This window comes from Pseudomonas sp. JR33AA, from assembly GCF_021378985.1.
GTDB classification, from domain to species: Bacteria; Pseudomonadota; Gammaproteobacteria; order Pseudomonadales; family Pseudomonadaceae; genus Aquipseudomonas; species Aquipseudomonas alloputida.
Genome location: NZ_JAJSAW010000001.1, coordinates 207,510 through 233,746 on the forward strand (window position 1 = coordinate 207,510; position 26,237 = coordinate 233,746).

Annotated in this window: 18 protein-coding genes; 6 read left to right on the forward strand and 12 right to left on the reverse strand. The window is 62.9% G+C overall.

Annotation, left to right across the window (positions count from 1 at the left end; all coding sequences use genetic code 11):
• Positions 1 to 11 precede the first annotated feature (11 nt).
• Positions 12 to 980, forward strand: a complete 969-nt coding sequence (locus LVS58_RS00970; RefSeq protein ID WP_233689528.1) for a metal ABC transporter ATPase — start codon at positions 12 to 14, stop codon at positions 978 to 980.
• Positions 981 to 1,061: 81 nt separating this feature from the next.
• Here the strand turns inward: LVS58_RS00970 and hldE are convergent, their stop codons facing one another.
• The 3 genes from hldE to LVS58_RS00985 all read right to left on the reverse strand — a co-directional run bounded on the left by hldE (position 1,062) and on the right by LVS58_RS00985 (position 5,613).
• Positions 1,062 to 2,483 carry a bifunctional D-glycero-beta-D-manno-heptose-7-phosphate kinase/D-glycero-beta-D-manno-heptose 1-phosphate adenylyltransferase HldE gene (hldE, locus tag LVS58_RS00975; RefSeq protein ID WP_233689529.1) on the reverse strand — a complete coding sequence of 474 codons (1,422 nt, stop codon included), beginning with the start codon at positions 2,481 to 2,483 and terminating at the stop codon, positions 1,062 to 1,064.
• A gap of 130 nt (positions 2,484 to 2,613) precedes the next feature.
• Entirely contained in the window at positions 2,614 to 4,422 is a 1,809-nt protein-coding gene (msbA, locus tag LVS58_RS00980; protein ID WP_233689530.1) for a lipid A export permease/ATP-binding protein MsbA, read from the reverse strand.
• 15 nt (positions 4,423 to 4,437) lie between these two features.
• Entirely contained in the window at positions 4,438 to 5,613 is a 1,176-nt protein-coding gene (locus LVS58_RS00985) for an O-antigen ligase family protein (protein ID WP_233689531.1), read from the reverse strand.
• A 100-nt stretch (positions 5,614 to 5,713) separates the two neighbouring features.
• Between LVS58_RS00985 and LVS58_RS00990 the strand changes: the two genes are divergently transcribed.
• Positions 5,714 to 6,319: a toluene tolerance protein gene (locus LVS58_RS00990; protein ID WP_233689532.1), complete on the forward strand. Its 606-nt coding sequence runs from the start codon at positions 5,714 to 5,716 to the stop codon at positions 6,317 to 6,319.
• Between the two features lie 3 nt (positions 6,320 to 6,322).
• On the opposite strand, the gene LVS58_RS00995 is transcribed toward LVS58_RS00990, so the two are convergent.
• The 9 genes from LVS58_RS00995 to putP form a co-directional block, all read right to left on the reverse strand.
• Positions 6,323 to 7,414: a glycosyltransferase gene (locus tag LVS58_RS00995; protein WP_233689533.1), complete on the reverse strand. Its 1,092-nt coding sequence runs from the start codon at positions 7,412 to 7,414 to the stop codon at positions 6,323 to 6,325.
• A gap of 37 nt (positions 7,415 to 7,451) precedes the next feature.
• A complete protein-coding gene (locus tag LVS58_RS01000; RefSeq protein ID WP_012053878.1) occupies positions 7,452 to 8,225 on the reverse strand; it encodes a glycosyltransferase family 2 protein in 774 nt (257 codons plus the stop codon).
• A 65-nt stretch (positions 8,226 to 8,290) separates the two neighbouring features.
• Entirely contained in the window at positions 8,291 to 9,247 is a 957-nt protein-coding gene (locus LVS58_RS01005; RefSeq protein ID WP_003249439.1) for a glycosyltransferase family protein, read from the reverse strand.
• 48 nt (positions 9,248 to 9,295) lie between these two features.
• A complete protein-coding gene (locus tag LVS58_RS01010) occupies positions 9,296 to 10,699 on the reverse strand; it encodes a PIG-L deacetylase family protein (RefSeq protein WP_233689534.1) in 1,404 nt (467 codons plus the stop codon).
• The gene (locus LVS58_RS01015) at positions 10,696 to 11,592 is read right to left on the reverse strand and encodes an antimicrobial resistance protein Mig-14 (RefSeq protein WP_233689535.1); all 897 of its coding nucleotides are present in this window, start codon (positions 11,590 to 11,592) and stop codon (positions 10,696 to 10,698) included. The genes LVS58_RS01010 and LVS58_RS01015 overlap by 4 nt, the downstream gene beginning before the upstream one ends.
• Positions 11,592 to 12,722, reverse strand: coding sequence for a glycosyltransferase (locus tag LVS58_RS01020; RefSeq protein ID WP_233689536.1), 1,131 nt, complete (start codon positions 12,720 to 12,722; stop codon positions 11,592 to 11,594). Before LVS58_RS01020 ends, LVS58_RS01015 begins: the two co-directional genes overlap by 1 nt.
• Entirely contained in the window at positions 12,706 to 14,463 is a 1,758-nt protein-coding gene (locus LVS58_RS01025; RefSeq protein WP_003249431.1) for a carbamoyltransferase family protein, read from the reverse strand. The genes LVS58_RS01020 and LVS58_RS01025 overlap by 17 nt, the downstream gene beginning before the upstream one ends.
• Positions 14,464 to 14,654: 191 nt before the next feature.
• The gene (locus LVS58_RS01030) at positions 14,655 to 15,491 is read right to left on the reverse strand and encodes a 23S rRNA (adenine(2030)-N(6))-methyltransferase RlmJ (RefSeq protein ID WP_010955521.1); all 837 of its coding nucleotides are present in this window, start codon (positions 15,489 to 15,491) and stop codon (positions 14,655 to 14,657) included.
• 106 nt (positions 15,492 to 15,597) lie between these two features.
• A complete protein-coding gene (gene putP, locus LVS58_RS01035; protein ID WP_233689537.1) occupies positions 15,598 to 17,076 on the reverse strand; it encodes a sodium/proline symporter PutP in 1,479 nt (492 codons plus the stop codon).
• A gap of 355 nt (positions 17,077 to 17,431) precedes the next feature.
• Here putP and putA point away from each other — a divergent pair, with 355 nt between their 5' ends.
• The 4 genes from putA (at position 17,432) to LVS58_RS01055 (ending at position 26,233) form a co-directional block, all read left to right on the forward strand.
• The gene (putA, locus tag LVS58_RS01040) at positions 17,432 to 21,385 is read left to right on the forward strand and encodes a trifunctional transcriptional regulator/proline dehydrogenase/L-glutamate gamma-semialdehyde dehydrogenase (RefSeq protein WP_233689538.1); all 3,954 of its coding nucleotides are present in this window, start codon (positions 17,432 to 17,434) and stop codon (positions 21,383 to 21,385) included.
• 252 nt (positions 21,386 to 21,637) lie between these two features.
• Positions 21,638 to 23,440, forward strand: a complete 1,803-nt coding sequence (locus tag LVS58_RS01045) for an acyl-CoA dehydrogenase (RefSeq protein ID WP_233689539.1) — start codon at positions 21,638 to 21,640, stop codon at positions 23,438 to 23,440.
• Positions 23,441 to 23,471: 31 nt separating this feature from the next.
• Positions 23,472 to 24,914 (forward strand): TldD/PmbA family protein, encoded by a 1,443-nt coding sequence (locus LVS58_RS01050; protein ID WP_233689540.1) that lies wholly within the window; start codon positions 23,472 to 23,474, stop codon positions 24,912 to 24,914.
• Entirely contained in the window at positions 24,914 to 26,233 is a 1,320-nt protein-coding gene (locus LVS58_RS01055) for a TldD/PmbA family protein (protein WP_233689541.1), read from the forward strand. The genes LVS58_RS01050 and LVS58_RS01055 overlap by 1 nt, the downstream gene beginning before the upstream one ends.
• Positions 26,234 to 26,237 lie beyond the last annotated feature (4 nt).

Sequence of the window (26,237 nt, forward strand, 5' to 3'; positions counted from 1 at the left end):
GGAGGAGCCTCGTGGCGCGAACGCTGATCCGCAAGAACCCGAGCAACTTCAAGACACTGCCACTGCATGTCGAGGCCACGCCCGAAGGCTTGATTTACCAAAGTATCGGCATGCCGCTGAACTTTGCCCAGACCCAGCAACGGCGCAAGGCCATCCAGTTACCCGACGCACAACGCTTCGTGGTCGAACTGGCCAACCTGGGCGTGTCGGTGCGCCTCACGTTGCATTGGCAGAACCGCGATTACTGGGTACTGGTGCGTCAGCGCCGACAAGACCGTGGCGATGTGGTGCTGAAACTGATTTCCGGTTATGTACCGGCGCAGGAGCTGAACCTGCCGCTGCACACGGCCGTACAGGAAGTGGCCGAGGAGTGCCTGCTGGAAACCCCGGAGGGTTGGCTGGGCGGGCGCTTCAACGACACCTGGCTGCCCGTACCCTACGCCGCCGCCCTGCACTACCGCGAAACACCACACTTCGTACTGGCACCCGAGTCCGGTGCCGCACGCCCGGTGCATTGCGGCACGCTGATGCTACTGGAGCGCCCCCGGGCCTATGTGCACTTGCCCACCGCTTCGCTACAGCTGATCTATGACATGCGCCTGCAAGTGCCGCGGGACGCCAAGAAACTCAGCTTGTTTCACGTTGACGAGCGGCTGGAGGGCGACCAGTTGGTGGCGCGGCTCAACCGCAAACGGCCCGACCTGTACCTGATGCCATTGAAGGATGGCCAGCCACTGGCAGAGCTGTACACGCTGAAAAAGGATGAGCTGGTGCCGGCGAGTACGCGTGGGCTGTACCTGGCCGAAAGTTTTGCCCGGCAGGAAGGCTGGGTGGTAGCAGATGAACGGGTACGTTGGAAGGATTGGGTGAAGCAGCAGGGGTTGGTGGAAAGCAAGCCCGTACGGGCGTCGCACTTGCAACGGTTTGGCGACAAGGCGCGAGCGCTGCTGGAGCGGGCCCGCACCTCGCTGCACAAGTGACCTCCCAGGCGCTTTCGCCTGCTTGCTGGAGCGGGTAACCCCGCCCCTGCCGAGGGCCGCCGCAGCGGCCCCAAGGTCAGATCAGTTCTTGCGAATTTTCTCGACAATCGCCGTGGTCGAGCTGTTCTCGACCAGCCCCAGCACCTTCACGGTGCCGCCATACCCCTTGACGATATCAGCGCCCACCACCTGGTCGATGCCATAGTCGCCCCCCTTGACCAACACATCCGGCTTGACCTGACTCAGCAGGTTTTCCGGGGTGCCTTCCGGGAAACTGATCACCCAATCCACCGCGCCCAGACCGGCCAGCACGGCCATACGCCGGTCAACGCTGTTGATCGGCCGGCCCGGCCCCTTCAGGCGGCTGACCGAGGCATCGTCGTTTACCGCAACGATCAGGCGATCACCCTGGGCCCGCGCCTGCTCCAGGTAGGTGACATGCCCGGCATGCAGGATGTCGAAGCAGCCATTGGTAAAGACGATCTTCTCGTTGTGCGCCCGCGCGTCATCAATGGCCAGCAGCAGTTGCTCCAGGCCCAGCACGCCACGTTCGGAGCCTTCCTCACGCTGGATGGCCCGGCGCAGTTCAGGGGCGCTGATGGCCGCCGTACCCAGCTTGCCGACCACAATGCCCGCCGCCAGATTGGCCAGGGCCACTGCATGGGGCAGGTCCTCACCTGCGGCAATGGCCGCGGCAAGGGTGGAGATGACAGTATCGCCAGCACCGGTCACATCGAACACCTCGCGTGCCCGCGCTGGCAGGTGCAACGCCGGCTGACCGACGCGCAGCAGGGTCATGCCATGCTCGCCGCGTGTGACCAGCAGGGCGCCCAGGTCCAGGTCCTGCAGCAACTGCAAGCCCTTGGCGACCAGTTCGGCCTCATCGACGCAACGGCCAACGATGGTTTCGAACTCGCTGAGGTTCGGGGTAATCAGGCTGGCCCCACGGTAGATGGAAAAGTCCTTGCCCTTGGGGTCGGCCAGCACCGGAATGCCCTTGGCCCGCGCCGCCTGGATCAGGCTTTGGTGATTCTTCAGTGCACCTTTGCCGTAGTCGGACAGAACCAGTACCTTGACGCCTTCGAGCAGGCTGTCGACCTCCGCGCCCAGCGACAGCGGGTCGGTGGCGAACGGCTCTTCGAAATCGATACGCAGCAGTTGCTGGTGTCGGCTCATGACCCGCAGCTTGACGATAGTCGGCTGGTGCGCGATGCGCTGGAATACCGAGCGGACACCGGCAGCCTGCAGGCTGTTGGCCAGGCTGTCGGCAGCTTCATCCTGGCCGGTGACGCCGATCAGCGAAGCTGGCGCGCCCAGCGCAGCGATGTTCAAGGCAACGTTGGCCGCGCCGCCGGGGCGATCCTCGATCTGATCGACCTTGACCACGGGGACTGGCGCTTCAGGCGAAATACGCGAAGTACCGCCATGCCAGTAGCGGTCGAGCATGACATCGCCGACCACCAGTACCGGGGCTTGATCGAAACGCGGCATGGACAACTTCATGGGCAACCCATATGAAAATAATGAACAGGGGCAGGATATTAGCACAGGGTAGTCAATGGCTTTATGGCCAGATCATCCCTGGAAAATTCCCGTGACAATCGGGGCCATGACGGCCCCGATCAAGCAGGGTTCAGGTGATATCGGCCTTGGCCGGCTCATCCAGCCCCATGGCATGCAGACGGGCATAATGGCCATTAGCCGCAAGCAGTTCGGCGTGAGTACCGCGCTCGACCAGGCGGCCCTGGTCCATGACCAGGATCTGGTCGGCCTTTTCGATAGTCGACAGGCGATGGGCAATCACCAGCGTGGTACGGCCTTGCATCACGTGGTCCAGGGCGGCCTGGATATGCCGCTCGGACTCGGTATCCAACGCCGAAGTCGCTTCGTCGAGGATCAGCAATGGTGCGTTTTTAAGCAGCGCACGGGCAATTGCCAAGCGCTGGCGCTGGCCCCCGGAAAGCAGTACACCGTTCTCACCCACTTCGGTATCGAAGCCCTTTGGCAACCGGTCGACGAATTCCTTGGCATAGGCATCGGCCGCGGCGGCTTCGATGTCTGCGCGCGGCGCGCCAGCCAGATCGCCATAGGCGATGTTGTTGGCCACAGTATCGTTGAACAGGGTGACGTGCTGGGTGACTTGCGAAACATGGCGACGCAGGTTGCGCAGGCGATAGTTTTCGATCTCCACGCCATCGAGCAGGATCTGCCCCTGGTCGTGGTGATAGAAACGCGGGATCAGGGCCGCCAGGGTGGACTTGCCACTGCCGGAGCGGCCGACCAGGGCGATCATTTGCCCGGGCTCGGCGACAAAACTGATGTCACTCAACACTTCACGTTCGGTACCTGGGTAAGTGAAGCTCAGGTTACGCACTTCCAGGCGCCCTTCCACGCGCTCCTTCTCGACCGTACCAGTGTCCACTTCAGGCTGTTCGTCCAGTTGCTCGAAGATGCTCTCGGCACCTGCCAGGCCCTTCTGGATGGTCGAGCTGACTTCCGACAACTGGCGAATCGGCTTGGGCAGCAGGCCGGCAGCGGTGATATAAGCCACCAGATCACCGGCAGTGGACTCACCGCGCAGGAACAGTACCAGGAACATCAACGCAGCCATGGCGCTGTAGATCACCAGTTGAAGCATCGGCGTGTACAGCGAGCCGGTCTTGGTCATGCGCAGTTGCTTGTCGGTGTTGCTCTGGCTGGCCTGGCCGAATCGCTGCTGCTCGTAGGCCTCGCCACCGAAGCTACGGACCACGCGGTAACCCTGGATGGTTTCCGAGGCAACGTGGGTGACGTCGCCCATGGCTACCTGGATCTTCTTGCTCTGCTTGCGGAATTTCTTGCTGGCGATGCTGACCATGACCGCGATCACCGGCAGGATGGCGACCATCACCAGGGTCAGGTGCCAGTTCATCCAAAGCAGATAGGCAAACAGGAACACCACGGTCAGGCCTTCGCGGATCACCACCTTGATGGCGTCGGTAGCGGCGCCAGTGACCATGGTCACATTGAAGGTAATGCGCGAAATCAGGTGCCCGGAGTTGTGGTTGTCGAAGTAGCGGTTGGGCAATACCAGCAGCTTGTTGAACAATGCCACCCGCAGGTCATGCACCAGGCTCAGAGAGACCTTGGCCAGGAAATAGTTGCCGAGAAATGAGCCCAGGCCCTGCCACGCAGCGATCAGGATGATCAGCAGCGGCACCGCCTGCAGCAATTGCAGGTCACGCAGGTAGGGGACGTTGGGGAACAACACCGCTTCGGGGTTGCTCAGCCCATCGACGAAGTACTTGAGAATGCCGGCCAGCATGGGCTGGGTCGAGGCAAAGATCACGAAACCGACAATGCTCAGCAGGAAAATGCCGACATAGGGTTTCACATAGCTCAACAGCCGGAAGTAGATCTTCAGGCTGGAGGTGTGCTCCGCTGGTCGCGGTGTTTCGGCCATTATCGAGCTCGCTGTTCAGGTTGAACCGGCAATTTTACCACAGGCGTCATTTTCGGCACGCCCCCATGGCAGCAACATGGCAAGGCCCACCGGCAGCCAGCTGATGAACCATTCGGCACGTGGCGTACCGGTGAGGCTGGCGGCATCAAACTGCATGGCCAGGGTCGAGTAGACCCATAAGCCCAGCAGGACCTTGCCGAACAGGGTGCCACGGGCGCGCACGATCTCGCCCAGCGTAAGCAGCCATACCATTACCCACAGCAACATGCCGGGCAAGCCCATTTCAACGGCAACATGGGTGAACATGTTGTGGGTATGATCGAAGTGCATGCCCACGGCGATCACTTCGTAATCAGTCCCCAGGCCAAGACCCGCCCAAGGGTGCGCGGCAATCATCTCGACCACGGCATGGAAAATTTCCGGCCGATAGGATGAGCCCCGTTGGGCGATAACGTCGTACATGGCCAAAAAGGCCAGGCCGGTGGCAAGCAGTGCCAGAACAGAGAATAACCGGCTGTGGCGATCACGGAACCACAACGGCGCCATCACCACGGTACTCACCAGTGCCAAAACCGCACCACGGCTCTGGCTGAGCATGGCGAAGCCCCCCAGGCAAGCCAATGCTGCCAGCCACAACAATTGCAAACCAAGTCGCCGAGGAGGCTCGTAGAGCATCAGGAGCACGGCCGAACCAATGACATAGGCCCCCAGGATGGGGTGGGATATTTCGCCGATACCCGTCAGCCTGAACAGCAGAGGCGCACCCTGCAACCCATAGAACTTTATGATGGAGACCAACGCAGCGATGGCCAGCAGCGCGCTGCCAAGCAGCAATAACTGACGAATGCGGGCTTGGCCAAGCTGGGCCAACAGCGGAAACGCCAGCAGGAACACCAGGATGTAGAGCAAGCGCTTGACCTCGCGCATGGGCTCCTCGGCAGGCGACCATGCCAGGCTCAGGCCGCTCCAGGCCAACAGCAGCAGCACACTCCCCCACAGCGCCGGTTGCCGCCTCCAGGCCTGTACCAGCACACCTCGGGCCGACCAGGCCAATACCAGCGTTGGCAACCATAAGAACAACACCAGACCTTGCTGATAAACCTTATTGCTGGGTGCAAGGGCAATCGCCGCCAGGAACCAGACCAGGCCCAAACCTAACCACGCTTGTGCCCAGTTTTTTTGATACAACATCCTTTCCCCCGATGAATCAGAAACACCATCCATGGTGCTACAGCATTATTTTCGGCATTATTGCCGGTCATTTTGCTCGCCAGACGACAAGGCTCTATTCATGCAATGCTCCCGGCTCACCCAGGTCGACTTCGATCAGCTGACACTCGGCGCACAGGTGCTTGAGGCAGACAGCCATGGCGCCAAAGTCTACCTGCTCACAGATGGAAATTTCCTCAAGGTTTTTCGTAGGAAAAGGCTGATTTCATCTGCGCTGCTACGGCCTTACTCGCAGCGCTTCGTCGATAACGCCGCGCGCCTGGCGCAACTGGGCATCCCTACCCTCCAAGTGATCAGCCAGCACAAGCTGGACCTGCCGGGCCGCACGGCGGTGCTGTATCGCCCGCTACCGGGGCGGACGCTGCTGCAGATGTCGCGCGATGACGGCTTCAGCTGGGACACTTACCTGCCACGCCTGATCGAACTGATCCGCCAGTTGCACCACAGCGGCGTTTACTTCCGCTCACTGCACTTGGGCAATGTGGTAGTCACCCCCGACCAGCGTCTGGGCTTGATCGACGTGGCCGACATGCGCTTTCTGCGCCCGCCACTGTCAGCCCGTATGATTCGACGCAATGTGCAGCACATGGTGCGCTATATCGAGCGGGAGAAACTGGGCGACCGGTTCCCCCTTGCCGCCTTCGAGGCAGCCTTGCTGACACGCTGAGCGTCAACTGCGCAGCAGGCTCTGCGAACCGCTGCAGAACGCCTGCCAGGCCTGCTCCGGTGCCAGTGCCTGGCGCTGCTTCCCGGCGATCGTCGATGCACTGAGCGCCGCACAGCGCTCGATCGCCTCAGCCCAGGCGCTTTCGTCGGCAACCGGCAGGTAGCCACCCGTGTCGCGCAACTGCTCGCGGAACACCTCCAGGTCGCTGCACACCACCGGTACATCGGCCATCACCGCCTCTTGCACCACCAACCCCAGGCCTTCGGAACGCGAAGGTACCAATAGCCAGTCGAATGCCCGATACAACTGCTGCAGGTCTTCGCGGTGGCCGCGCAGATGAACGCGATCGGCCAGGCCCAACGCGTCGATACGCTGCTGCAGCACGGCATGCTGCGGCCCCTCGCCAACGATCGCCAGCTGCAAGCCCGGTTGCCGTGCACTGGCCCTGGCGAATGCCTCGATCAGCATTTCGAAGCCTTTGCTCTCGACCAATCGCCCTACCGCACCCAGCATCACCTGTGCGCCCTGAGGCAACTTCAGCGCCTGCCTGGCCTGGTCCCGGCTCAGCAAAGGTTCGACGAATGCACGCGGGTCGAGCGCCATGCGCAGCGTCTGCACCGGCCTGCCCAGGTCACGCTCCAGCGACTCGGCCAACGTCTGTGACACCGCCGCGATACTCAGACGCTCAGACGGAAACATCTGCAACAAGCGGATATCACTGGCATGCAAACGCGTCTTGCCATGGAACAGTACCTTGGCACGCACGTGCGCGATGCGCTGCAACAACGGCAGCACCAACCGGGCGACGCCAATACCGTCGAGCAGCACAACGTCTGCCCCGGCCTCGGTCAATGCCTTGCGCAAGCGCATGCGCAGCCACGGACGCAGCAAGCGCCACACGTGCCGCCCTTTGAGCGCACGTGAGGGCATATGCCATTCCCGGGTCGAACCGAGCCCACAGCAGAGCCCGCTCCCCAGCAGCAGCCAGTTACTGATCCGGGCATCGGCACCCGCGTTCGACAAAACCTGCCGATGCACCTTGTGGATGGACATGTAAGGCGTTCCACCCGCCCACATCATATTGACAATGTTCATGGGCCCTCTCCCGCTCATGTCAGGTGGGACAGCGACTTCATTGAACAAAAATGGTGATTCCCATGCCGATCAGGGCACCCGCAACCAGCGTCAATGCCAGTTTCATCCGATCACGTTGACGGCGCTTGGCCTTGCGCTCCACCTCGATGGGCAAGGTCACGTGATTGCCAAATCCAGTGTGCAATACTGCGTCACCCTCCAAGGTGACCGCTGTCAGATTTAACTCAGCGTAGCGACGGGAAAGCGCCTTTTCTCCAGCATAGGCGGCAAATGGCGCACAGCGCTGGTAATCGCTCAATCGGCGCAGCCCAGGGTTGAGCGAAAACGCCTGCCACTCGGCCTTGTCGGACAGCAGCGGATAACACGGCACCCCGGCGATCACCTGGCGATCGCCCAAATGAATGTACGGGCTGTGGATGGCCAGGTCGTGGGCATGGCTGCGCAACCAGACCTGCAAGAGGTTGGGGCTGACATCCAGGATGGCCTGCGAGTCTTCGACAAAGCCTTGGCGATAGAATTGCCAGTCGTCTTCGCAGTGAAAAATGTATGGCGTCTTGACCTGGCTGTAGGCCAGGTCGATAGACGGTAACTGGCCAAGCTTGGGCCGGTTGACGAACACCTTGCAGTGCGGCTTCCAGTGCGCCGGCACAGCGGCATGCACAGCATCGTCGCCAGAGTCTTCGGTGATGAATACCTCGCGAATGGGCGCGGTGTTGTAGCGATCGAAACTCTCAAGGGTGTCTTTGAGCAGATCGAACCGCCCACAACTGGTCACGACGAGCGTGACGTCACTCTCATTTGAAAAGCGCACCGGATTCCCTCCGCATTACGACTATCGGCCTTCAACAACCCGCTCCTGGGCGTGAAAGCTCTTGTTTAGATGCCCAGCTTCAGACGCAGCCGCTGCCATGCAGACAATGGCGGATGGGGCCTGAGCGCCGGGCGCATGTGGTCGACGATGCTACGTCCAACGGCGCCGAAACTAAAACGGGAAACCGCCAGATGGCGGCCATTTTCTGCAATCTGCCGGGCTAGCTCGGGGTTTGCGCGCAAGCGACGGAGTTTTTCCTGAAGGGTCGGGATGTTGTCATAGAACACCACGTTGTGCATGTCCTGCAGGCCCAGCGCACGGTTCTCTTCCTCGCCCTGGTCGTATGCCAGCAACACACAGCCACAGGCCATGGCTTCGAAGTTCTTGATCATGTACTCGCCCATGCCGACATCGGCACTGACGAAGAAGCGAATACGGTTGAGCGTGTTGCAGTAGTCCTCGCCCGACTTGGTACGGGTTACCAGCAGGTTCTCGACCTGCCCCAACTCGTCCAGCAGTGCCTTGCGGCCGCTGTAGGCCACGCTGTTGACGCTGCCGACAAAGGCCAGCTCGATATCACGCTCTCGCCCTTGATCGGCCAGCAACTGCTCGTCATAGCCCTTGGGCACGAACACCGCGTCGAAACCTTCCTGGCGCAAGCGCTCGCTGACCATGTAGCCGGAGCTGATCACCCGCGCCCATGGCAACTGACGGTAATGAGCGCTGAATTTGCCGGTGTACTTGCACGGTATGTAGTTCTGGTAGGCGTCGTGCTCGAGAATCACCAGGTTCGGCACCGTGCGGATGAAGGCCACCTGACGGATCTCCTGCTTGAAACGCAGGAAGAACACGATGCGGTCATAGCGCTCGACTTGTACCTCACGCTTGAAGTAACGGCGCAGATTGCGCTGATCCTGGCTGGTCAGCCAGCGCAGGTCGCACTCGCAGTTGGCCGCGACGCCATCGTACAGGCGGTCAAGAATCGCCCGCTGTTCCTTCTGCACCAGAAATAGGACTTTCATTGCTTTCCTTGGGCGCTCTGCGCCTTCGCGGTCAACCATGGGGCGTGCTTACAGCTCACGCCGCCAGAACAGTTCGTGCCGGCGCACGGCCTTGCGGAAGAATTCGTTCTCCCCATAAGGCGATGGCTGTCGCCCGGCAAGCCAGCGTTGCAGCAGGCGGCGCAGGCGGCGCTTGAACGGTGCCGGCGGCTGCAGGTCGTGCATCATGCCCAGGGCCATGGCCTTGTCGCGCTGGGTCGCGCAGTCCAGCACCAGGCTGCAGGGTGCCCAGGCCTGGGCAGCGCTCAATTGCGGCGGCAAAGCAACGCCATCGCCACTGTCACCCATCGGCCAGCGGTCGTTATCGTGCAGGTGATTGGCGTAACACAGCAAGGTTTGTGGCTGCCAGGCCATCCCTTGCAGGGCTTCCAGCACCGCCGCCTGAGCGCAGATATGGTCCGGATGGGGGTCTAGCTGCGGGTGCGGCATCACCAGCACCTCTGGCTTGGCCCGTTCCAGCAAGGCACGCAGGTCGGCCAGCAGGTTGTGCCAGGTGGGTGCACCATCACGGTCACCCGGTAAAGGGAACGGGTTGAACTGGCGGAACACGCGGATATCGGCCAGGTCGGCTTCACGTGAGGCAGCCGGCTGGTCGGGTGCGGCCTGCATGGCAGGCAACTGCAGGCAAAAGTAGCCCAGCTGGATGCAATGCGACTCCGGCACCCCGGCCCAACGCGGCACGACGATGCTGTCCCAGGCACGCAGGCGCCCCTTCAGGCGCGCGGCCTCGGCCTTTGCCAGGCCCATCTGCTGATAGTGTTCGGCCTCTATCTCACCAGCGGTCAGCGTCACCAACCAGCTTTCGTTGGCCTGGCTGTACAAACCGTACGCCGCCAACTCGGCGTCGTCGGCATGTGGCGCGATCACCATGACCCGGCGCCGCTGCAGCTCGACCGAGGGGGTTATCCACAGGCGCAACTGCCCCTGCAGCCGGCAATGCCGGCCGTGCAGGCGCAACGTGCCGGCCTGCAGTGGCGCAGCAAGACCCGTCAGGTTAAGGAAGCGCACGCCATCGACGCCACGCTCGAACGTTTGCCGATCGGCCAGTCCGCCAGCCAGCAGCTCGACCCGTGGGTCGAGAAAGCGCCCCAACCAGCTGCTTTTTAGCCGCAGTTCGAGCACCAGGGTTTCGTCGCCTTGCAACGTGCACTCAGCCTTGAGCCAGCCATCGTGCAGGCTGGCAGGAACCTGCTGCACCTGATCGCCAAAGTCGTAGGCATAGTCCTCGCCCGGTGCATAGAACAGGTGGTCGGCAAACCAGGCCTCATGGGCAGCCCAGAGCAGCGGCAACAACAGCAGTGGCAGCCACCACCAGCCGAATACACCGAGGGCGATCAGCACAACCAGCCCCGCCAGCAGCCCCAGGCGTTTGTTGCGCCGGTGGCGCTTGAGCAACTGCTGCTTGCGGCTCACGCTTGATACACCGGCACAGGGCTGCACCAGCGGTCCTTGTATTCCCGGTCAGCACGGCCGAACGAGAACCGCAGCGGCTTGTTGCGCGCCCGGGCATCTTCCCAGGCAGCCTGGGTATTGAGGAAGCTCAGCACGCTGCCTGGGCTGAAGGCCTTGGTTTCAGGGTCGACACCGCCGTTAATGTACTCGACGCTAATCCATTCCGGCGCTTCGACTCGGTACACCAGCTGGATGGCTATCGGCTTACCGTCCAGCAGCAGCACCGAGCCAATCAGCAGCTCGCGCAGGCGGCCCAGCACATCGGCCATACGCTCGGCGCCGGTGGCAGGAAACCCCCAGCGGCGCAGGAACAGGTCGCAGTACATACTGGCGATTTCCTGAGCACTGAAGTCGCTGATCGGGCGTACCACTCCACCCGCCTCTTCCAGCAGGCGAAGCTCACGGCGCTGGTTGTAGCGGAACTTCTTCGACAGGTCTTCAGGCGCCCGGGCCATGGCCAACTGCTCCTTCTGCGCCTTGAGGCCGTTGAAGCGGCCCTGGTTCAGTTCGGACAGGTAACGCACGGTATGGCGCAGCGGCGCAGCGGCATCGGCCGCCGCCGGCAGGATGATTTCGGCATTGCCGAGGTCGAACAGGGCTTTCTTGCCAGCACGCTTCAGCACGTCCTTGGACAACGCCAGGTGACGCCCCCAGGTCGGGATGGCGGCCTTCAGCTCGCCGGCCTGGTGCCAGCCCAGGTAACGCACTGGGATCTGTGCCAGGTCCGCCAGTTGCTCGACCACCCGCGGATGGGTGGCGACACTGCCGCCGAAGCGCGCCCACGCCTGGGCATAAGCCTCGGCATCAATGGCTTGCCAACCGCGTTCGCGGAAGGCCTGGATACGATTGAACATCAGGCCTGCCCCACCAACGCGCGCACCTGCGGGAGTTGCCAGAAGGCCTCGCGCACCGCCTGGTCAGAGAAACGCTCACGCAGGCGCTGCAGCATGTGCCTGGCACAGGCCTGGCGCTGCTCGGCGTCCAGTTCGGCCATGTGCTTCAGGCCCTGGGCCAACTGCGCGGCGTCGCCCAGCGGGAACAGCACGCCAACGCCCTCGACCACTTCGCGGGCACCGCCACAGGCCGTGGCCAACACCGGCACACCGGCAACCATCGCTTCGAGCAGGACCATGCCGAACGGCTCGTGATCGGAACTCAACGCAAACACGTCGAACGCCTGGAAGTAACGGCGCGCATCCGGTACCTGGCCAAGAAAGTCGACTTGCCCGGCAATACCAAGCTCGGCGGCCAACGCCTTGAGCCTGGCCTCCAGGCGCCCCTTGCCGAGGATCGCCAGGCGGGCGCCAGCAGGCAGCCCCGGCAGTGCCTGGGCGAAACCGCGCAACAGGGTGACCTGGTCCTTGTCCGGGTGCAGGCGCCCAACATTGCCGACGATCCACGCCTGAGCATCCAGGCCCAAGGCCTGGCGTGCGTCAGCGCGCGGCACCAGGGCTGCTTGCAGGGCGTCGATGTCGATACGGTTGTACAGGGTCTGGATGCGTTCGGCCGGCCACTGCGGCAAGCAGCGGCGCATATCGTCACGTACCGCGTCCGAAACACCCAGCAGGCTCAGACGCTTGCTGAACAGGTTCGCGAACAGGCGGCGGCCTTTGCGCTGATAGTCGCCAAAGGCATGGTGCACACCAATCACTGGCAGGCCGGTCCCCAGCAGGGCAACGTAGATCGGCTTGAAGCGATGGGCGATGCAGAAAGCGAAATTGCGCTCGGCCGCAATGCGCCGTAACGCGCGGATGGCGCCGAGTTTCAGGCCACGCACGGCCTTGGAACTGAACTCAAGGAACAGCACCTCGTCCGACGCACAGCCAGCCGCTACCTGCGCGTCAGCGGCGCCAGTGAGGAACACCGTGGTGACCTGGTACCCACGCCCCTGAAACAGGCTGGCGTACTGACGGGCGCAGTCCAGGAACGGCCCGTCATAGCCATGGCAGAACTGCAGGATGCGCGGTTCAGAGCGGCTGGTCATACGGGGCCGCGCCGTCCTTCACAACCAGGATGTCTTCCATGATCAGGTACTGCAGGTCCGAGCCGAAGAACATGTTCAGGGCATCGGTCGGCGAGCAGATCATCGGTTCACCACGACGGTTCAGCGAGGTGTTCAGCGACACGCCGTTACCGGTCAGGTCTTCCAATGCCTTCATCATGTCGTAGTAGCGCGGGTTGTACTCGCGCTTGAGCACCTGGGCACGCGAAGTGCCGTCCTCATGCACCACTTCCGGCACGCGGGTTTTCCACTCTTCAGCCACTTCGAAGGTGAAGGTCATGAACGGCGCGGGATGGTCGACCTTGATCATCTGCGGGGCGACAGTGTCGAGCATCGACGGGCAGAAAGGTCTCCAGCGTTCGCGGAACTTGATCTGGTGGTTGATGCGGTCAGCCACGCCTTCCACGCTTGGGCAGCCGATGATCGAGCGGCCACCCAGGGCACGCGGCCCGAACTCCATGCGACCCTGGAACCAGGCGACCGGGTTGCCATCGACCATGATCTGGGCGATCTGCTGCGGCATGTTCTCGAGTTTGCGCCACTTTGGCTGGTTCGGATGACGGGCGCAGGCGGCGATCACGTCTTCGTTGGAGTACGACGGCCCGAGGTAGACGTGCTCCATCTTCTCGACCGGAACGCCCCGGGCGTGGGAAACGTAGGCAGCGGCGCCAACGGCAGTCCCGGCGTCGCCGGAGGCTGGCTGGACGAACAGCTCTTTCACGTCCGGACGGGCGATGATCTTCTGGTTGAGCTTGACGTTCAGCGCACAGCCGCCGGCGAAGGCCAGCTTGCCGGTTTCACGCAGGGTGTCGCCCAGGTAATGGTCGATCATCTGCAGCGCCAGTTTCTCGAACAGCGCCTGCATGCTGGCGGCGTAATGGATGTACGGCTCGTCGGCGATGTCGCCTTCGCGCTTTGGGCCCAGCCATTCGATCAGCTTTGGCGAGAAGTAGAAGCCCTTGCCCTTCTCTTTGTAACGGCGCAGGCCGATAACGTTGGCGTACTCGGTATTGATGACCAACTCGCCGTTTTCGAAGCTGGCCAGACGTGAGAAATCATACTTGCTGGCGTCGCCATACGGCGCCATGCCCATGACTTTGAACTCGCCGTCGAGCATTTCGAAGCCAAGGAACTCGGTGATGGCACCGTAAAGGCCACCCAGCGAGTCCGGGTCGAAGAATTCCTTGATCTTGTGGATCTTGCCATTTTCGCCGTAGCCAAAGAAGGTAGTGGCGTACTCGCCCTTGCCATCGATGCCGAGGATTGCGGTTTTTTCCTTGAAGCCCGAACAGTGATAGGCACTGGAGGCGTGAGCCAGGTGGTGCTCGACGGGCTCGATCTTGACCTTTTTCGGGTCGAAGCCAAGCTGCTCCAGGCACCAGACGATCTTCTTGCGATAGCGCTTGTAGCGACGGTTGCCCATCAGGATGGCATCGAGTGCACGATCCGGGGCGTACCAATAGCGCTTGGCATAGTGCCACCGCGCCTTGCCGAACAGGCTGATCGGGGCGAACGGGATGGCTACCACGTCGACGTCGGACGGCTTGATGCCTGCTTGTTCCAGGCAGAACTTTGCCGACTCGTAGGGCATGCGGTTCTTCGCATGCTTGTCACGCACGAAGCGCTCTTCTTCGGCGGCGGCAATCAGCTTGCCGTCAATGTACAGGGCCGCGGAAGGGTCATGGCTAAGGGCGCCGGACAGGCCAAGAATCGTCAATGCCAAGGGATTAGCCTCTTCATTCGGTAGAAATGCGCCAGCGGCCGCTTGGGCGGGTGGCGACTAAAGGGCGGGATTATAACGCAAACATTGGAGGCACACCGCCCCCTTGTAGGAGCGGGTTCACCCGCGAAGCAGGCAACGCGGTGGATGGCACCGGCATAGCCGGTGTTCGCGGGTAAACCCGCGCCTACAGGTTACTCGGCGATCAGCCAGTCCATGCGGTAACTACCGGCGGTCTGTGCCAGCTCTTTGGCCAGCCATGGCAGCAGCTCTTTAAGCTCATCCTCCAGCCCCCACGGCGGGTTGGCGATGGCCAGGCCAGAGCCGTTCAGCCCCTGAGGGCTGTCCTGATGATGCACATACAGCTCAACCCGCAACAGTTTCGGCGCGCCGGTGCTGGTCAGGTCCTGGTAATAGCGGGTCAGCGAACGCTGGTCCTTGATCGGGTACCAGATGGCCGCAACAGTCTGGCGCATGCGGCCGATCGCCTCTTTCATGGCAGTGGTGCAGCGCTTGAGCTCATCGGCCTGCTCGAACGGCGGGTCGATCAGCATGATCGCGCGTTTTTCCTGCACCGGCAGCAAGGCCCGCGGCACATGCCAGCCTTCACCCAGGTGCACGGTCACGCGCGGGTCTTTTTTCATGTTTTCTTTGAGGAGCGGCCCGTCTTCGGGGTGTTTCTCGTTGAGCAGGGCGCGGTCCTGCTGGCGCATCAGGCGACGGGCCAGTTCGGGCGAACCCGGGTAGTAGCGCAGCTCGCCATCGGCATTCAGGCGCTTGATGATGCGCAGGTAGTCGTCGGCCATGGCCGGCAGGTCATCGCGATTCCACAGGCGGGCTACGCCTTCCAGGTACTCGCCGGTACGGCTTGCCTGGTCGCCCTGCAGGTCGTACAGGCCGAGCCCTGCGTGGGTATCGATATAGGCGAACGGCTGCTCCTTGCGCGACATCAGGGCGATGAGGCGGGTCAGCACGATGTGTTTGAGGACGTCGGCGTGGTTGCCGGCGTGGAAGGCGTGACGATAGTTCATGGCAACTCCTGCGAAGGCGGCAAGTTTACCTTGCCTTGCAGGCGGAGTCAGGCCTGGCTGCTGATTGGCGGCACCCGCAAAGCAGGCGCCGCCCATTCAACGGGTGTTACTTGTCGGCGTGATACGCCGCATCAGCCGCTTCGAAGCGCTTGACCATCGCCTGCGAAGGGCTGCCCAGCTTGCTCACCAGAACAATGGCGATGCTGGCGAACAGGAAGCCCGGGATGATTTCGTACAACCCGAGGGTGTCGAAGTTCTTCCACAGGATCACCGTCAGCGCCCCCACCACGATACCGGCCAGCGCACCGTTACGGGTCATGCCTTTCCACAGCACCGAAATCAGCACCACCGGGCCGAAGGCGGCACCGAAGCCTGCCCAGGCATAGGCCACCAGGCCCAGCACGCGGTTTTCCGGATTTGCGGCCATGGCGATGGCGATCAGGGCCACGGCCAGCACCATCAGACGGCCGACCCACACCAGCTCGAGCTGCGAAGCATTCTTGCGCAGGAAGGCTTTGTAGAAATCTTCGGTCAATGCACTGGAGCACACCAGCAGCTGGCAACTCAGGGTACTCATGACTGCGGCCAGGATGGCCGACAGCAGGACACCTGCAACCCATGGGTTGAACAGGATCTTGGCCAGCTCGATGAACACACGCTCGTGGTTCTCGCTTACCGGGCCTGCCAGTTCAGGATGGGCCGAGAAGTAGGCAATGCCGAAGAAGCCAACGGCGCAGGTACCCGCCAGGCACAGGATCATCCAGGTCATGGAAATGCGGCGCGCCTTGGCGATCGACTTCACCGAATCAGCGGCCATGAAGCGCGCCAGGATATGCGGCTGGCCGAAGTAACCCAGGCCCCAGCCCATCAGCGAAATGATGCCGATGAAGGTGGCACCCTTGAGCATGTCGAAGTTCGCCGGGTTCACCGCCTCGATAGCGGCGAAGGTCTGGTCGAAGCCACCGGTGGAGATCAGCACGATTACCGGAGTCAGGATCAGCGCGAAGATCATCAGCGAAGCCTGTACGGTATCGGTCCAGCTCACCGCCAGGAAGCCACCCACGAAGGTGTAGGCGATGGTCGCCGCTGCACCAGCCCACAATGCGGTTTCGTACGGCATACCGAAGGTGCTCTCGAACAGACGGGCACCGGCTACGATGCCGGACGCACAGTAGATGGTGAAGAACACCAGGATGACGATGGCGGAAATGATACGCAGCAGCCCGGTATTGTCTTCGAAACGGCTGGAGAAGTAGTCCGGCAGGGTGAGCGCGTCACCGTTGTGCTCGGTCTGCACGCGCAGCCGGCCGGCCACGAACAGCCAGTTCAGGTAGGCACCCACCGTCAGACCGATGGCGATCCAGGCCTCGGACAGGCCCGCGAAGTAGATGGCACCGGGCAGGCCCATCAGCAGCCAGCCACTCATGTCGGAGGCACCGGCAGACAGCGCGGTAACCACGCTACCCAGGCTGCGACCGCCCAGAATGTAATCGGAAAGGTTGTTGGTAGCGCGATAGGCGGCGAAGCCGATCAGCACCATTGCTGCGATGTAGATCACGAAGGTGATCGTTAGTGGATTGCCCATGCGTGTGCCCTGGCGTTTGTTTTTATCATGCGCAACCACAGCGATGGCGGTTGCACCCAGGCGGCGAATGCTATGCAACAACGCAAAGAAGGTGCAACCATTTTTCTTTTGCAAGTTGCACCTTCCCGTGCATTTTCCGACAAAGCCCGCTTCTTGCTCCTTTCGGGAGTAAAAAACCGTTTTTTCAGAATAAACCGCACCGAAAACGCCCCTTTTCAGGGTATGGGAATAACCGTCGGACGAGTTGCACCTTCTACACGAAAAATTAGGGTTGCACCTGGTTGCACCCGAATTGTCCTACAGATACTCTTGACGCCAGCTTAGGCCACAGCCGTGGCAATAACGAGGATAAGAAATGGCGACTACCACCCTTGGGGTCAAACTCGACGACCCGACCCGTGAGCGACTCAAAGCAGCTGCGCAGTCCATTGACCGCACGCCGCACTGGTTGATCAAGCAAGCGATCTTCAACTACCTGGAGAAGCTCGAGGGTGGTGCCACCCTGACCGAACTCAACGGTCATGTCAGCAACCTGGCCGACGATGCCGGTGAAGTCCAGGCCGACCACAGCCACCAGTGCTTCCTCGAATTTGCCGAAAGCATCTTGCCGCAGTCGGTACTGCGCTCGGCGATCACCGCCGCCTACCGCCGCCCCGAGCAGGAAGTGGTGCCGATGCTGCTGGAGCAGGCGCGCCTGAGCGCGCCACTGGCCGAAGCCACCAACAAGCTGGCCGCGGGCATTGCCGAAAAACTGCGCAATCAGAAAAGCGCCGGCGGCCGTGCCGGCATCGTTCAGGGCCTGCTGCAGGAATTCTCGCTGTCGTCTCAGGAAGGCGTGGCGCTGATGTGCCTGGCCGAAGCCCTGTTGCGTATCCCCGACAAAGGCACCCGTGATGCGCTGATCCGCGACAAGATCAGTACCGGCAACTGGCAGCCGCACCTGGGCAACAGCCCGTCACTGTTCGTCAACGCCGCCACCTGGGGGCTGCTGCTGACCGGCAAGCTGGTCAGCACCCATAACGAAACCGGCCTCACCTCCTCGCTCACCCGCATCATCGGCAAGAGCGGCGAGCCGATGATCCGCAAGGGCGTCGACATGGCCATGCGCCTGATGGGTGAGCAGTTCGTCACCGGCGAGACCATTGCCGAAGCCCTGGCCAACGCCAGCCGTTTCGAGGCCAAAGGCTTCCGTTACTCCTACGACATGCTCGGCGAAGCCGCACTGACCGAGCACGACGCGCAGAAGTACCTGGCGTCCTATGAGCAGGCCATCCACTCGATCGGCAAGGCCTCGCATGGCCGTGGCATCTATGAAGGCCCAGGCATCTCGATCAAGCTGTCGGCACTGCACCCGCGTTACAGCCGGGCCCAGTACGAGCGCGTGATGGAAGAGCTGTACCCGCGCCTGCTGTCGCTGACCCTGCTGGCCAAGCAGTACGACATCGGCCTTAACATCGACGCCGAAGAAGCCGACCGCCTGGAGCTGTCGCTGGACCTGCTCGAACGCCTGTGCTTCGAGCCCTCCCTGGCTGGCTGGAACGGCATCGGCTTCGTTATCCAGGCCTACCAGAAGCGCTGCCCGTACGTAATCGACTACGTCATCGATCTGGCCAAGCGCAGCCGCCACCGCCTGATGATCCGCCTGGTAAAAGGCGCCTACTGGGACAGCGAGATCAAGCGCGCCCAGGTCGAAGGCCTGGAAGGCTACCCGGTCTATACCCGCAAGGTGTACACCGACGTGTCCTACGTCGCCTGCGCCCGCAAGCTGCTGGCCGTGCCAGAAGCCATCTACCCGCAGTTCGCCACCCACAACGCCCACACCCTGTCGGCCATCTACCACATTGCCGGGCAGAACTATTACCCGGGCCAGTACGAGTTCCAGTGCCTGCACGGCATGGGCGAGCCGCTGTACGAGCAAGTGGTCGGCAAGATTGCCGATGGCAAGCTGAACCGCCCGTGCCGCGTGTATGCACCGGTCGGCACCCATGAAACGCTGCTGGCCTACCTGGTGCGCCGTCTGCTGGAAAACGGCGCGAACACCTCGTTCGTCAACCGCATCGCCGACCACTCGATTTCCATCCAGGAACTGGTCGCCGACCCGGTGGCCAGCATCGAACGCATGGGTACCCAGGAAGGCAGTATCGGCCTGCCGCACCCACGCATCCCCCTTCCGCGCGATCTGTATGGCACTGAGCGGGCGAACTCGGCCGGCATCGACATGGCCAACGAACACCGCCTGGCATCGCTGTCCTGCGCCATGCTGGCCACCGCTCACAATGACTGGAAGGCTGCCCCGCTGCTGGCCTGCGCCGCCAGCGAGAGCGCTGCCGCACCGGTGCTGAACCCGGCTGACCACCGCGACGTGGTCGGCCATGTGCAGGAGGCCACCGTTGCCGACGTGGACAACGCCATCCAGTGCGCACTGAACGCCGCGCCGATCTGGCAGGCCACCCCGCCAGCCGAGCGTGCTGCCATTCTGGAGCGCACCGCCGACCTCATGGAGGCCGAGATCCAGCCGCTGATGGGCCTGCTCATCCGCGAGGCCGGCAAGACCTTCGCCAACGCCATCGCCGAAGTGCGTGAAGCCGTGGACTTCCTGCGCTACTACGCGGTGCAGGCACGTAACGACTTCAGCAACGACGCCCACCGCCCACTGGGCCCTGTGGTGTGCATCAGCCCATGGAACTTCCCGCTGGCGATCTTCACCGGCCAGGTGGCCGCAGCCCTGGCTGCCGGCAACCCGGTACTGGCCAAGCCTGCCGAGCAAACCCCGCTGATCGCCGCCCAGGCTGTGCGCCTGCTGCTGGAAGCTGGCATCCCAGAAGGCGTGCTGCAGCTGCTGCCAGGCCGCGGTGAAACCGTCGGTGCCGGCCTGGTCGGAGACGAACGCGTCAAAGGCGTGATGTTCACCGGCTCCACTGAAGTGGCCCGCCTGCTGCAGCGCAACGTCGCTGGCCGCCTGGACAACCAGGGCCGTCCGATCCCGCTGATCGCCGAAACCGGCGGCCAGAACGCGATGATCGTCGACTCCTCGGCACTGACCGAACAGGTCGTGATCGACGTGGTGTCCTCGGCCTTCGACAGTGCCGGCCAGCGTTGCTCGGCCCTGCGCGTACTGTGCCTGCAGGAAGACTCCGCCGACCGCGTGATCGAAATGCTCAAGGGCGCCATGGCTGAAAGCCGCCTGGGCTGCCCGGACCGCCTGGCCGTGGACATCGGCCCGGTGATCGATGCCGAAGCCAAGGCCGGCATCGAGAAGCACATCCAGGGCATGCGCGAGAAAGGCCGTTCGGTCTACCAGGTCGCCATTGCCGATGCTGCCGAGATCAAGCGCGGCACCTTCGTCATGCCAACTTTGATCGAGCTGGACAGCTTCGACGAGCTGAAGCGCGAAATCTTCGGCCCCGTGCTGCACGTGGTGCGCTACAACCGCCGCAACCTGGACCAGCTGATCGAGCAGATCAACAACTCCGGCTACGGCCTGACCCTCGGCGTGCACACTCGTATCGACGAGACCATCGCCAAGGTGGTGGAAACCGCCAACGCCGGCAACATGTACGTCAACCGCAACATTGTGGGTGCAGTGGTGGGCGTGCAGCCATTCGGTGGTGAAGGCCTGTCTGGCACCGGCCCGAAAGCCGGCGGCCCGCTGTACCTGTACCGCCTGCTGTCGACCCGCCCGGCCGACGCCATTGGCCGCCACTTCCAGCAGCAGGACGGCGAAGGCAAGCCGGACCGCACCCTGCACGAACAGCTGGTCAAGCCGCTGCACGGCCTGAAGGCCTGGGCCGAGAACAACCAGCTGGCCGACCTGGCCGCGCTGTGCAGCCAGTTCGCCAGCCAGTCGCAGAGCGGCATCGCCCGCCTGCTGCCTGGCCCGACCGGCGAGCGCAACAGCTACACCATTCTGCCGCGTGAACACGTGCTGTGCCTGGCCGACAACGAAACCGACCTGCTTGCGCAGTTCGCCGCAGTACTGGCCGTTGGCAGCTCGGCGGTGTGGGTTGACGGTGAACCGGGCAAGGCCCTGCGCGCCCGCCTGCCGCGTGAGCTGCAGGCCAAGGTGAAGCTGGTCGCGGACTGGAACAAGGATGACGTGGCGTTCGACGCGGTGATCCATCATGGCGACTCGGACCAGTTGCGCGGCGTATGCCAGCAGGTGGCCAAGCGTGCCGGGGCGATCGTTGGGGTACACGGGCTGTCCAGCGGTGATCACCAGATTGCGCTGGAGCGCCTGGTCATCGAGCGCGCGGTGAGTGTGAACACTGCAGCGGCGGGTGGTAATGCAAGTCTGATGACCATTGGCTGAGGCTGAGGGTTGTTGACGAAAAGGGAGAGCTTCGGCTCTCCTTTTTTTTATGGGTGCTTGGCTTGGAATTGGATTTGGGCTGACAGGTGATCGGCACAACATTATCTGCGCTCGATCTCACAGGCGCAGAAAGCATCAAGGCAAGCACCTGTATGCCCCACCCGTTCTAACCCATATCACTTAAACCTATTAACCTCCCCCCTGACCAGCCGATTCCCTACACTCGCAGCATCCCGCCTCAGGACCGCCACCATGCCCGAGACCTTGCTCAGCCACCGCAACCTGGCCTTCGAACTCTACGAAGTCCTCGACGCCGAAGCCCTCACCCAGCGCCCGCGCTTCGCCGAGCACAGCCGCGAAACCTTCGACGCGGCGCTGTCTACCGCCCGCACCATCGCCGAAAAGTATTTCGCCCCGCACAACCGCAAGGCCGACGAAAACGAGCCGCGCTACGTGGACGGCCGTGCGGAACTGATCCCCGAAGTGAAGCCCGCCGTCGATGCCTTCCTCGAAGCCGGCTTCCTCAACGCCAACCGAGACTTCGAGGTCGGCGGCATGCAACTGCCCAACCTGGTCTCGCAAGCCTGCTTCGCCCACTTCCAGGCCGCCAACGCTGGCACCACGGCCTACCCGTTCCTGACCATGGGCGCGGCCAACCTGATCGAGAGCTTTGGCTCCGATGAACAGAAGCGCCTGTTCCTGCAGCCGATGATCGAAGGCCGCTACTTCGGCACCATGGCGCTGACCGAACCCCACGCCGGCTCGTCGCTGGCCGACATCCGCACCCGCGCCGAACCAGCAGGCGACGGCAGCTACCGGCTCAAGGGCAACAAGATCTTCATCTCCGGCGGCGATCACGAACTGTCGGAAAATATCGTACACATGGTCTTGGCCAAGCTGCCCGATGCACCGCCCGGCGTTAAAGGCATCTCGCTGTTCATCGTGCCCAAGTACCACGTCAACCCGGACGGCAGCCGTGGCCCGCGCAACGATGTGCTGCTGGCTGGGCTGTTCCACAAGATGGGCTGGCGCGGCACCACCTCCACTGCACTCAACTTCGGCGACAAAGGCCAGTGCATCGGCTATCTCGTCGGCCAGCCGCACCAAGGCTTGGCCTGCATGTTCCAGATGATGAACGAAGCCCGTATCGGCGTTGGCATGGGGGCGGTCATGCTCGGTTACGCCGGCTACCTGTATTCGCTGGAGTACGCCCGCCAGCGACCGCAAGGCCGGCTGCCGGACAACAAGGACCCACACAGCCCGGCGGTGCCGATCATCGAGCACACGGATGTGAAACGTATGCTGCTGGCGCAGAAAGCCTACGTAGAAGGCGCCTTTGACCTGGGCCTGTACGCCGCGCGCCTGTTCGACGACACCCATACGGCCGCTGACGAAAACGCCCGCAAACTGGCGCACGACCTGCTCGACCTGCTGACCCCGATCGTCAAATCCTGGCCCTCGGCGTTCTGCCTCAAGGCCAACGAACTGGCGATCCAGATTCTTGGCGGCCACGGCTACACCCGCGAGTACCCGGTTGAGCAGTACTATCGCGACAACCGTCTGAATCCTATCCACGAAGGTACCGAGGGTATCCAGTCGCTCGATCTGCTCGGCCGCAAGCTGGCACAGCACAATGGTGCCGGACTCAAGCAACTGATCCGCCTGATCGCCGCCACCTGCGAGCGCGCCAGCCATCACCCCAAGCTTGACGCACTGCGTCAGCCGCTGGAGCAACTGACCAACCGCCTGCAAAGCGTCACCCTGGCCCTGCTCGGTGACCTGGCCCACGGCAAGATCGCTGGAGCCCTGGCCAACTCTGCCTTGTACCTCAAGGCCTTCGGTCACTGCGTGATCGGCTGGCGCTGGCTGGAGCAGGCGGTTCACGCCGAGCTTGGCCTGCTCCAGGGAACCGCTGCTGATCGCGACTTCTACCTCGGCAAGCTGCAAGCTGCGCGTTATTTCCTGACCTGGGAAGTGCCAGGCTGCCATAATGAGCTGGCATTGCTCGAGGCACACGACGATACCTGCCTCGCCATGCAAGACGGGTGGTTCTAGGGGGAGCCACCGTGTACACGGAGGCATCCGCATGTTCGATTCCAGCGCCCTGCTGCGCCAGCGCTTTGCTGCGCTGCGCAGTACGGCCGAGTTGTTTTCACTGCGCCATGTAAAACAGTCGCACCAGGCGCTTTCGGTGCGACGCAACGTCGCCGAACCACCCTTCTTCAGCCAGGATGAGGGCGCCATGCTCACCGTGCGGGTCAATGGCGTGGAGGCCTACGCGGCCACCGCCGACCTGTCCCAGGCTGGCCTGCAGCGCGCACTTGAGCAAGCCGAGGTGCTGGCGCGGCAGATCGCCCGGCACAGCCTGCTGGACCTGCGCGAACACGCCGTGACCAGCGCACGCCACGACCATGTGTCGCCCAACTTCGACCAGCCCGTCCCCAGCCTTGCCGATTGCCTGGGCCTGCTTGCCGCCGAATCGGCCAGCGTGCCCAAGGACAGCCGCCTGGTGGACTGGCAGGCCAGCCTGGGCCTGAGCCTGGTCGAGCAAACCTATCTCAACTCGGCCGGCGCCGAACTGCGCCATGCCCAACGCTTTCTGTTCCCAGGCCTTGGCGTAACGGCCAGTGATGGCCAGGACAGCCAGAGCCGCAGCCTGGGACGCGACAACTTCGGCCAGCAGGGTGGTGTCGAGATCATCGAGCGCTGTGGCCTGGTCGGCGCGGCCAGTCGGGTGGCCGACGAAGCGCTGCGACTGCTGCTGGCACCGAACACCCCCAGTGGCCCGCGCGACCTGCTGTTGATGCCGGACCAGATGATGCTGCAGATTCACGAATCCATCGGCCACCCGCTGGAGATGGACCGCATTCTCGGCGACGAGCGCAACTACGCCGGCACCAGTTTCGTCAAAGCCAGCGACTTCGGCCATCTGCAGTACGGTTCCAGCCTGCTGAACGTGACCTTCGACCCGACCATTGGCGAGGAGCTGGCCAGCTACAGTCACGACGACGACGGCACCCCGGCCAGCAAACAGTTCTTGATCCGCGACGGTCTGCTGCTGCGCCCGCTGGGTGGCGCGCTGTCTCAGTTCCGCTCTGGCCTGGACGGCGTGGCCAACAGCCGTGCCTGCGGCTGGAACCGCGCGCCGATCGACCGCATGGCCAACCTCAACATCGAGCCGGGCGACCAGTCTTTCGAGCAACTGATCGGAGGCATCGAGCACGGCATCCTGATGCGTACCAACCGTTCCTGGTCCATCGACGATGCGCGCAACAAGTTCCAGTTCGGCTGCGAATGGGGCCAGCTGATTGAAAATGGCGAGCTCAAGGGCATCGTCAAGAACCCCAACTACCGCGGCATCTCCGCGCAGTTCTGGCGCAACCTGTCGGCGGTTGGCGACCGCAGCACCTTCCAGGTGCTGGGCACGCCCAATTGCGGCAAGGGCGAACCCAATCAGGTGGTGCGGGTCGGCCACGCCTCGCCGGCCTGTGTGTTCCGCCAGATCGATGTATTCGGAGGAGACGCCTGATGAAGCACGCTTTCGAAACCCTGGTCGGGGATGTACGTGCCGCCCTGCAAGCAGGCGAGCAGTTCACCCTCGGTTACAGTGCCGAGCAATCGCAGTTCGTGCGTTTCAACCATGCCAAGGTGCGTCAGGCCGGTGAAGTCAGCCAGGCCAGTGCGCAACTGCGGCTGATACGCGATGGCCGCCAGGCGGAGCAGCAGGTGACCTTGAGTGGCGACGGGCAGCTGGATCGCCAGCGTCTGAACGATGCGCTCGAGCAGCTGCGCCAGACCTTGCCGCTGCTGGCCCTCGACCCTTACCTGCGCCTGGACGAAAGTGCCTGGCTCAGCCATAGCCTGCAGGAACACCCCCTTCCCGCACTGGACCAAGTACTGGCCCTGCTGGCGCGTGAAGCAGGCGACCTGGACCTGGTCGGCATCTACGCCGCCGGCCCGGTCTGCCGCGGCTTCGCCAGCTCGTTCGGCGCCTTCGGCTGGCACCAGGCCAACAGCTTCAACGTCGACTGGAGCCTGTTCCACGAAAACGGCCAGGCGGTGAAGGCCAACTATGCCGGCCAGGTCTGGAGTGCCGACGACTTCATCGCACGCCTGCGCCAGGCACGGGAGCAGTTGGGTTTCCTCGGCCTCCCGGCAGTCACCCTCAAACCCGGCAGCTACCGCGCCTATCTGGCGCCTGCGGCCATGGACGAAATCGCCGGCATGCTGTGCTGGGGCGGTTTTTCCGCACAGGCCTTGGCCACTGGCAACAGCGCCTTGCAGCGCCTGTACAACGGCGATGCACGGCTTAGCCCGCTGGTCAACTTCACCGAGCAGGTCAGCGGCTCGCTGAGCCCGGCGTTTTCCGATGAAGGTGCGCCGCGCCTGGATGTGCCGCTGATCCGAGAAGGCGAGGCCCGGCAGCGGTTGATCAGTGCGCGCAGTGCGGCCGAGTTCGAGCTGCAGGCCAATGGCGCCGACGGCTACGAGTCGCCCTGTGCGCTCAGCCTGGCGCCGGGCAATCTGCCCAGTGCACAGATCCTTGAGCGGCTAGGCACCGGGCTGTACATCAGTAACCTGTGGTACCTGAACTACTCGGACCTGCCCGCGGCGCGCATGACCGGGCTGACCCGCTTCGCCACTTTCTGGGTAGAGGACGGGCGGATCCAGGGGCCGGTGAGTACCATGCGCTTCGATGACAGCCTGTACAGCTTGCTGGGCAGCCAGCTGGAGGACCTGACCCAGGAGCGCGAGATGATCCTGTCGACCAGTACCTATGGGCAGCGCAGTACCGGGTCGAGTCATTTGCCCGGGGCACTGGTCAAAGGCCTGACACTGACATTGTGACTGG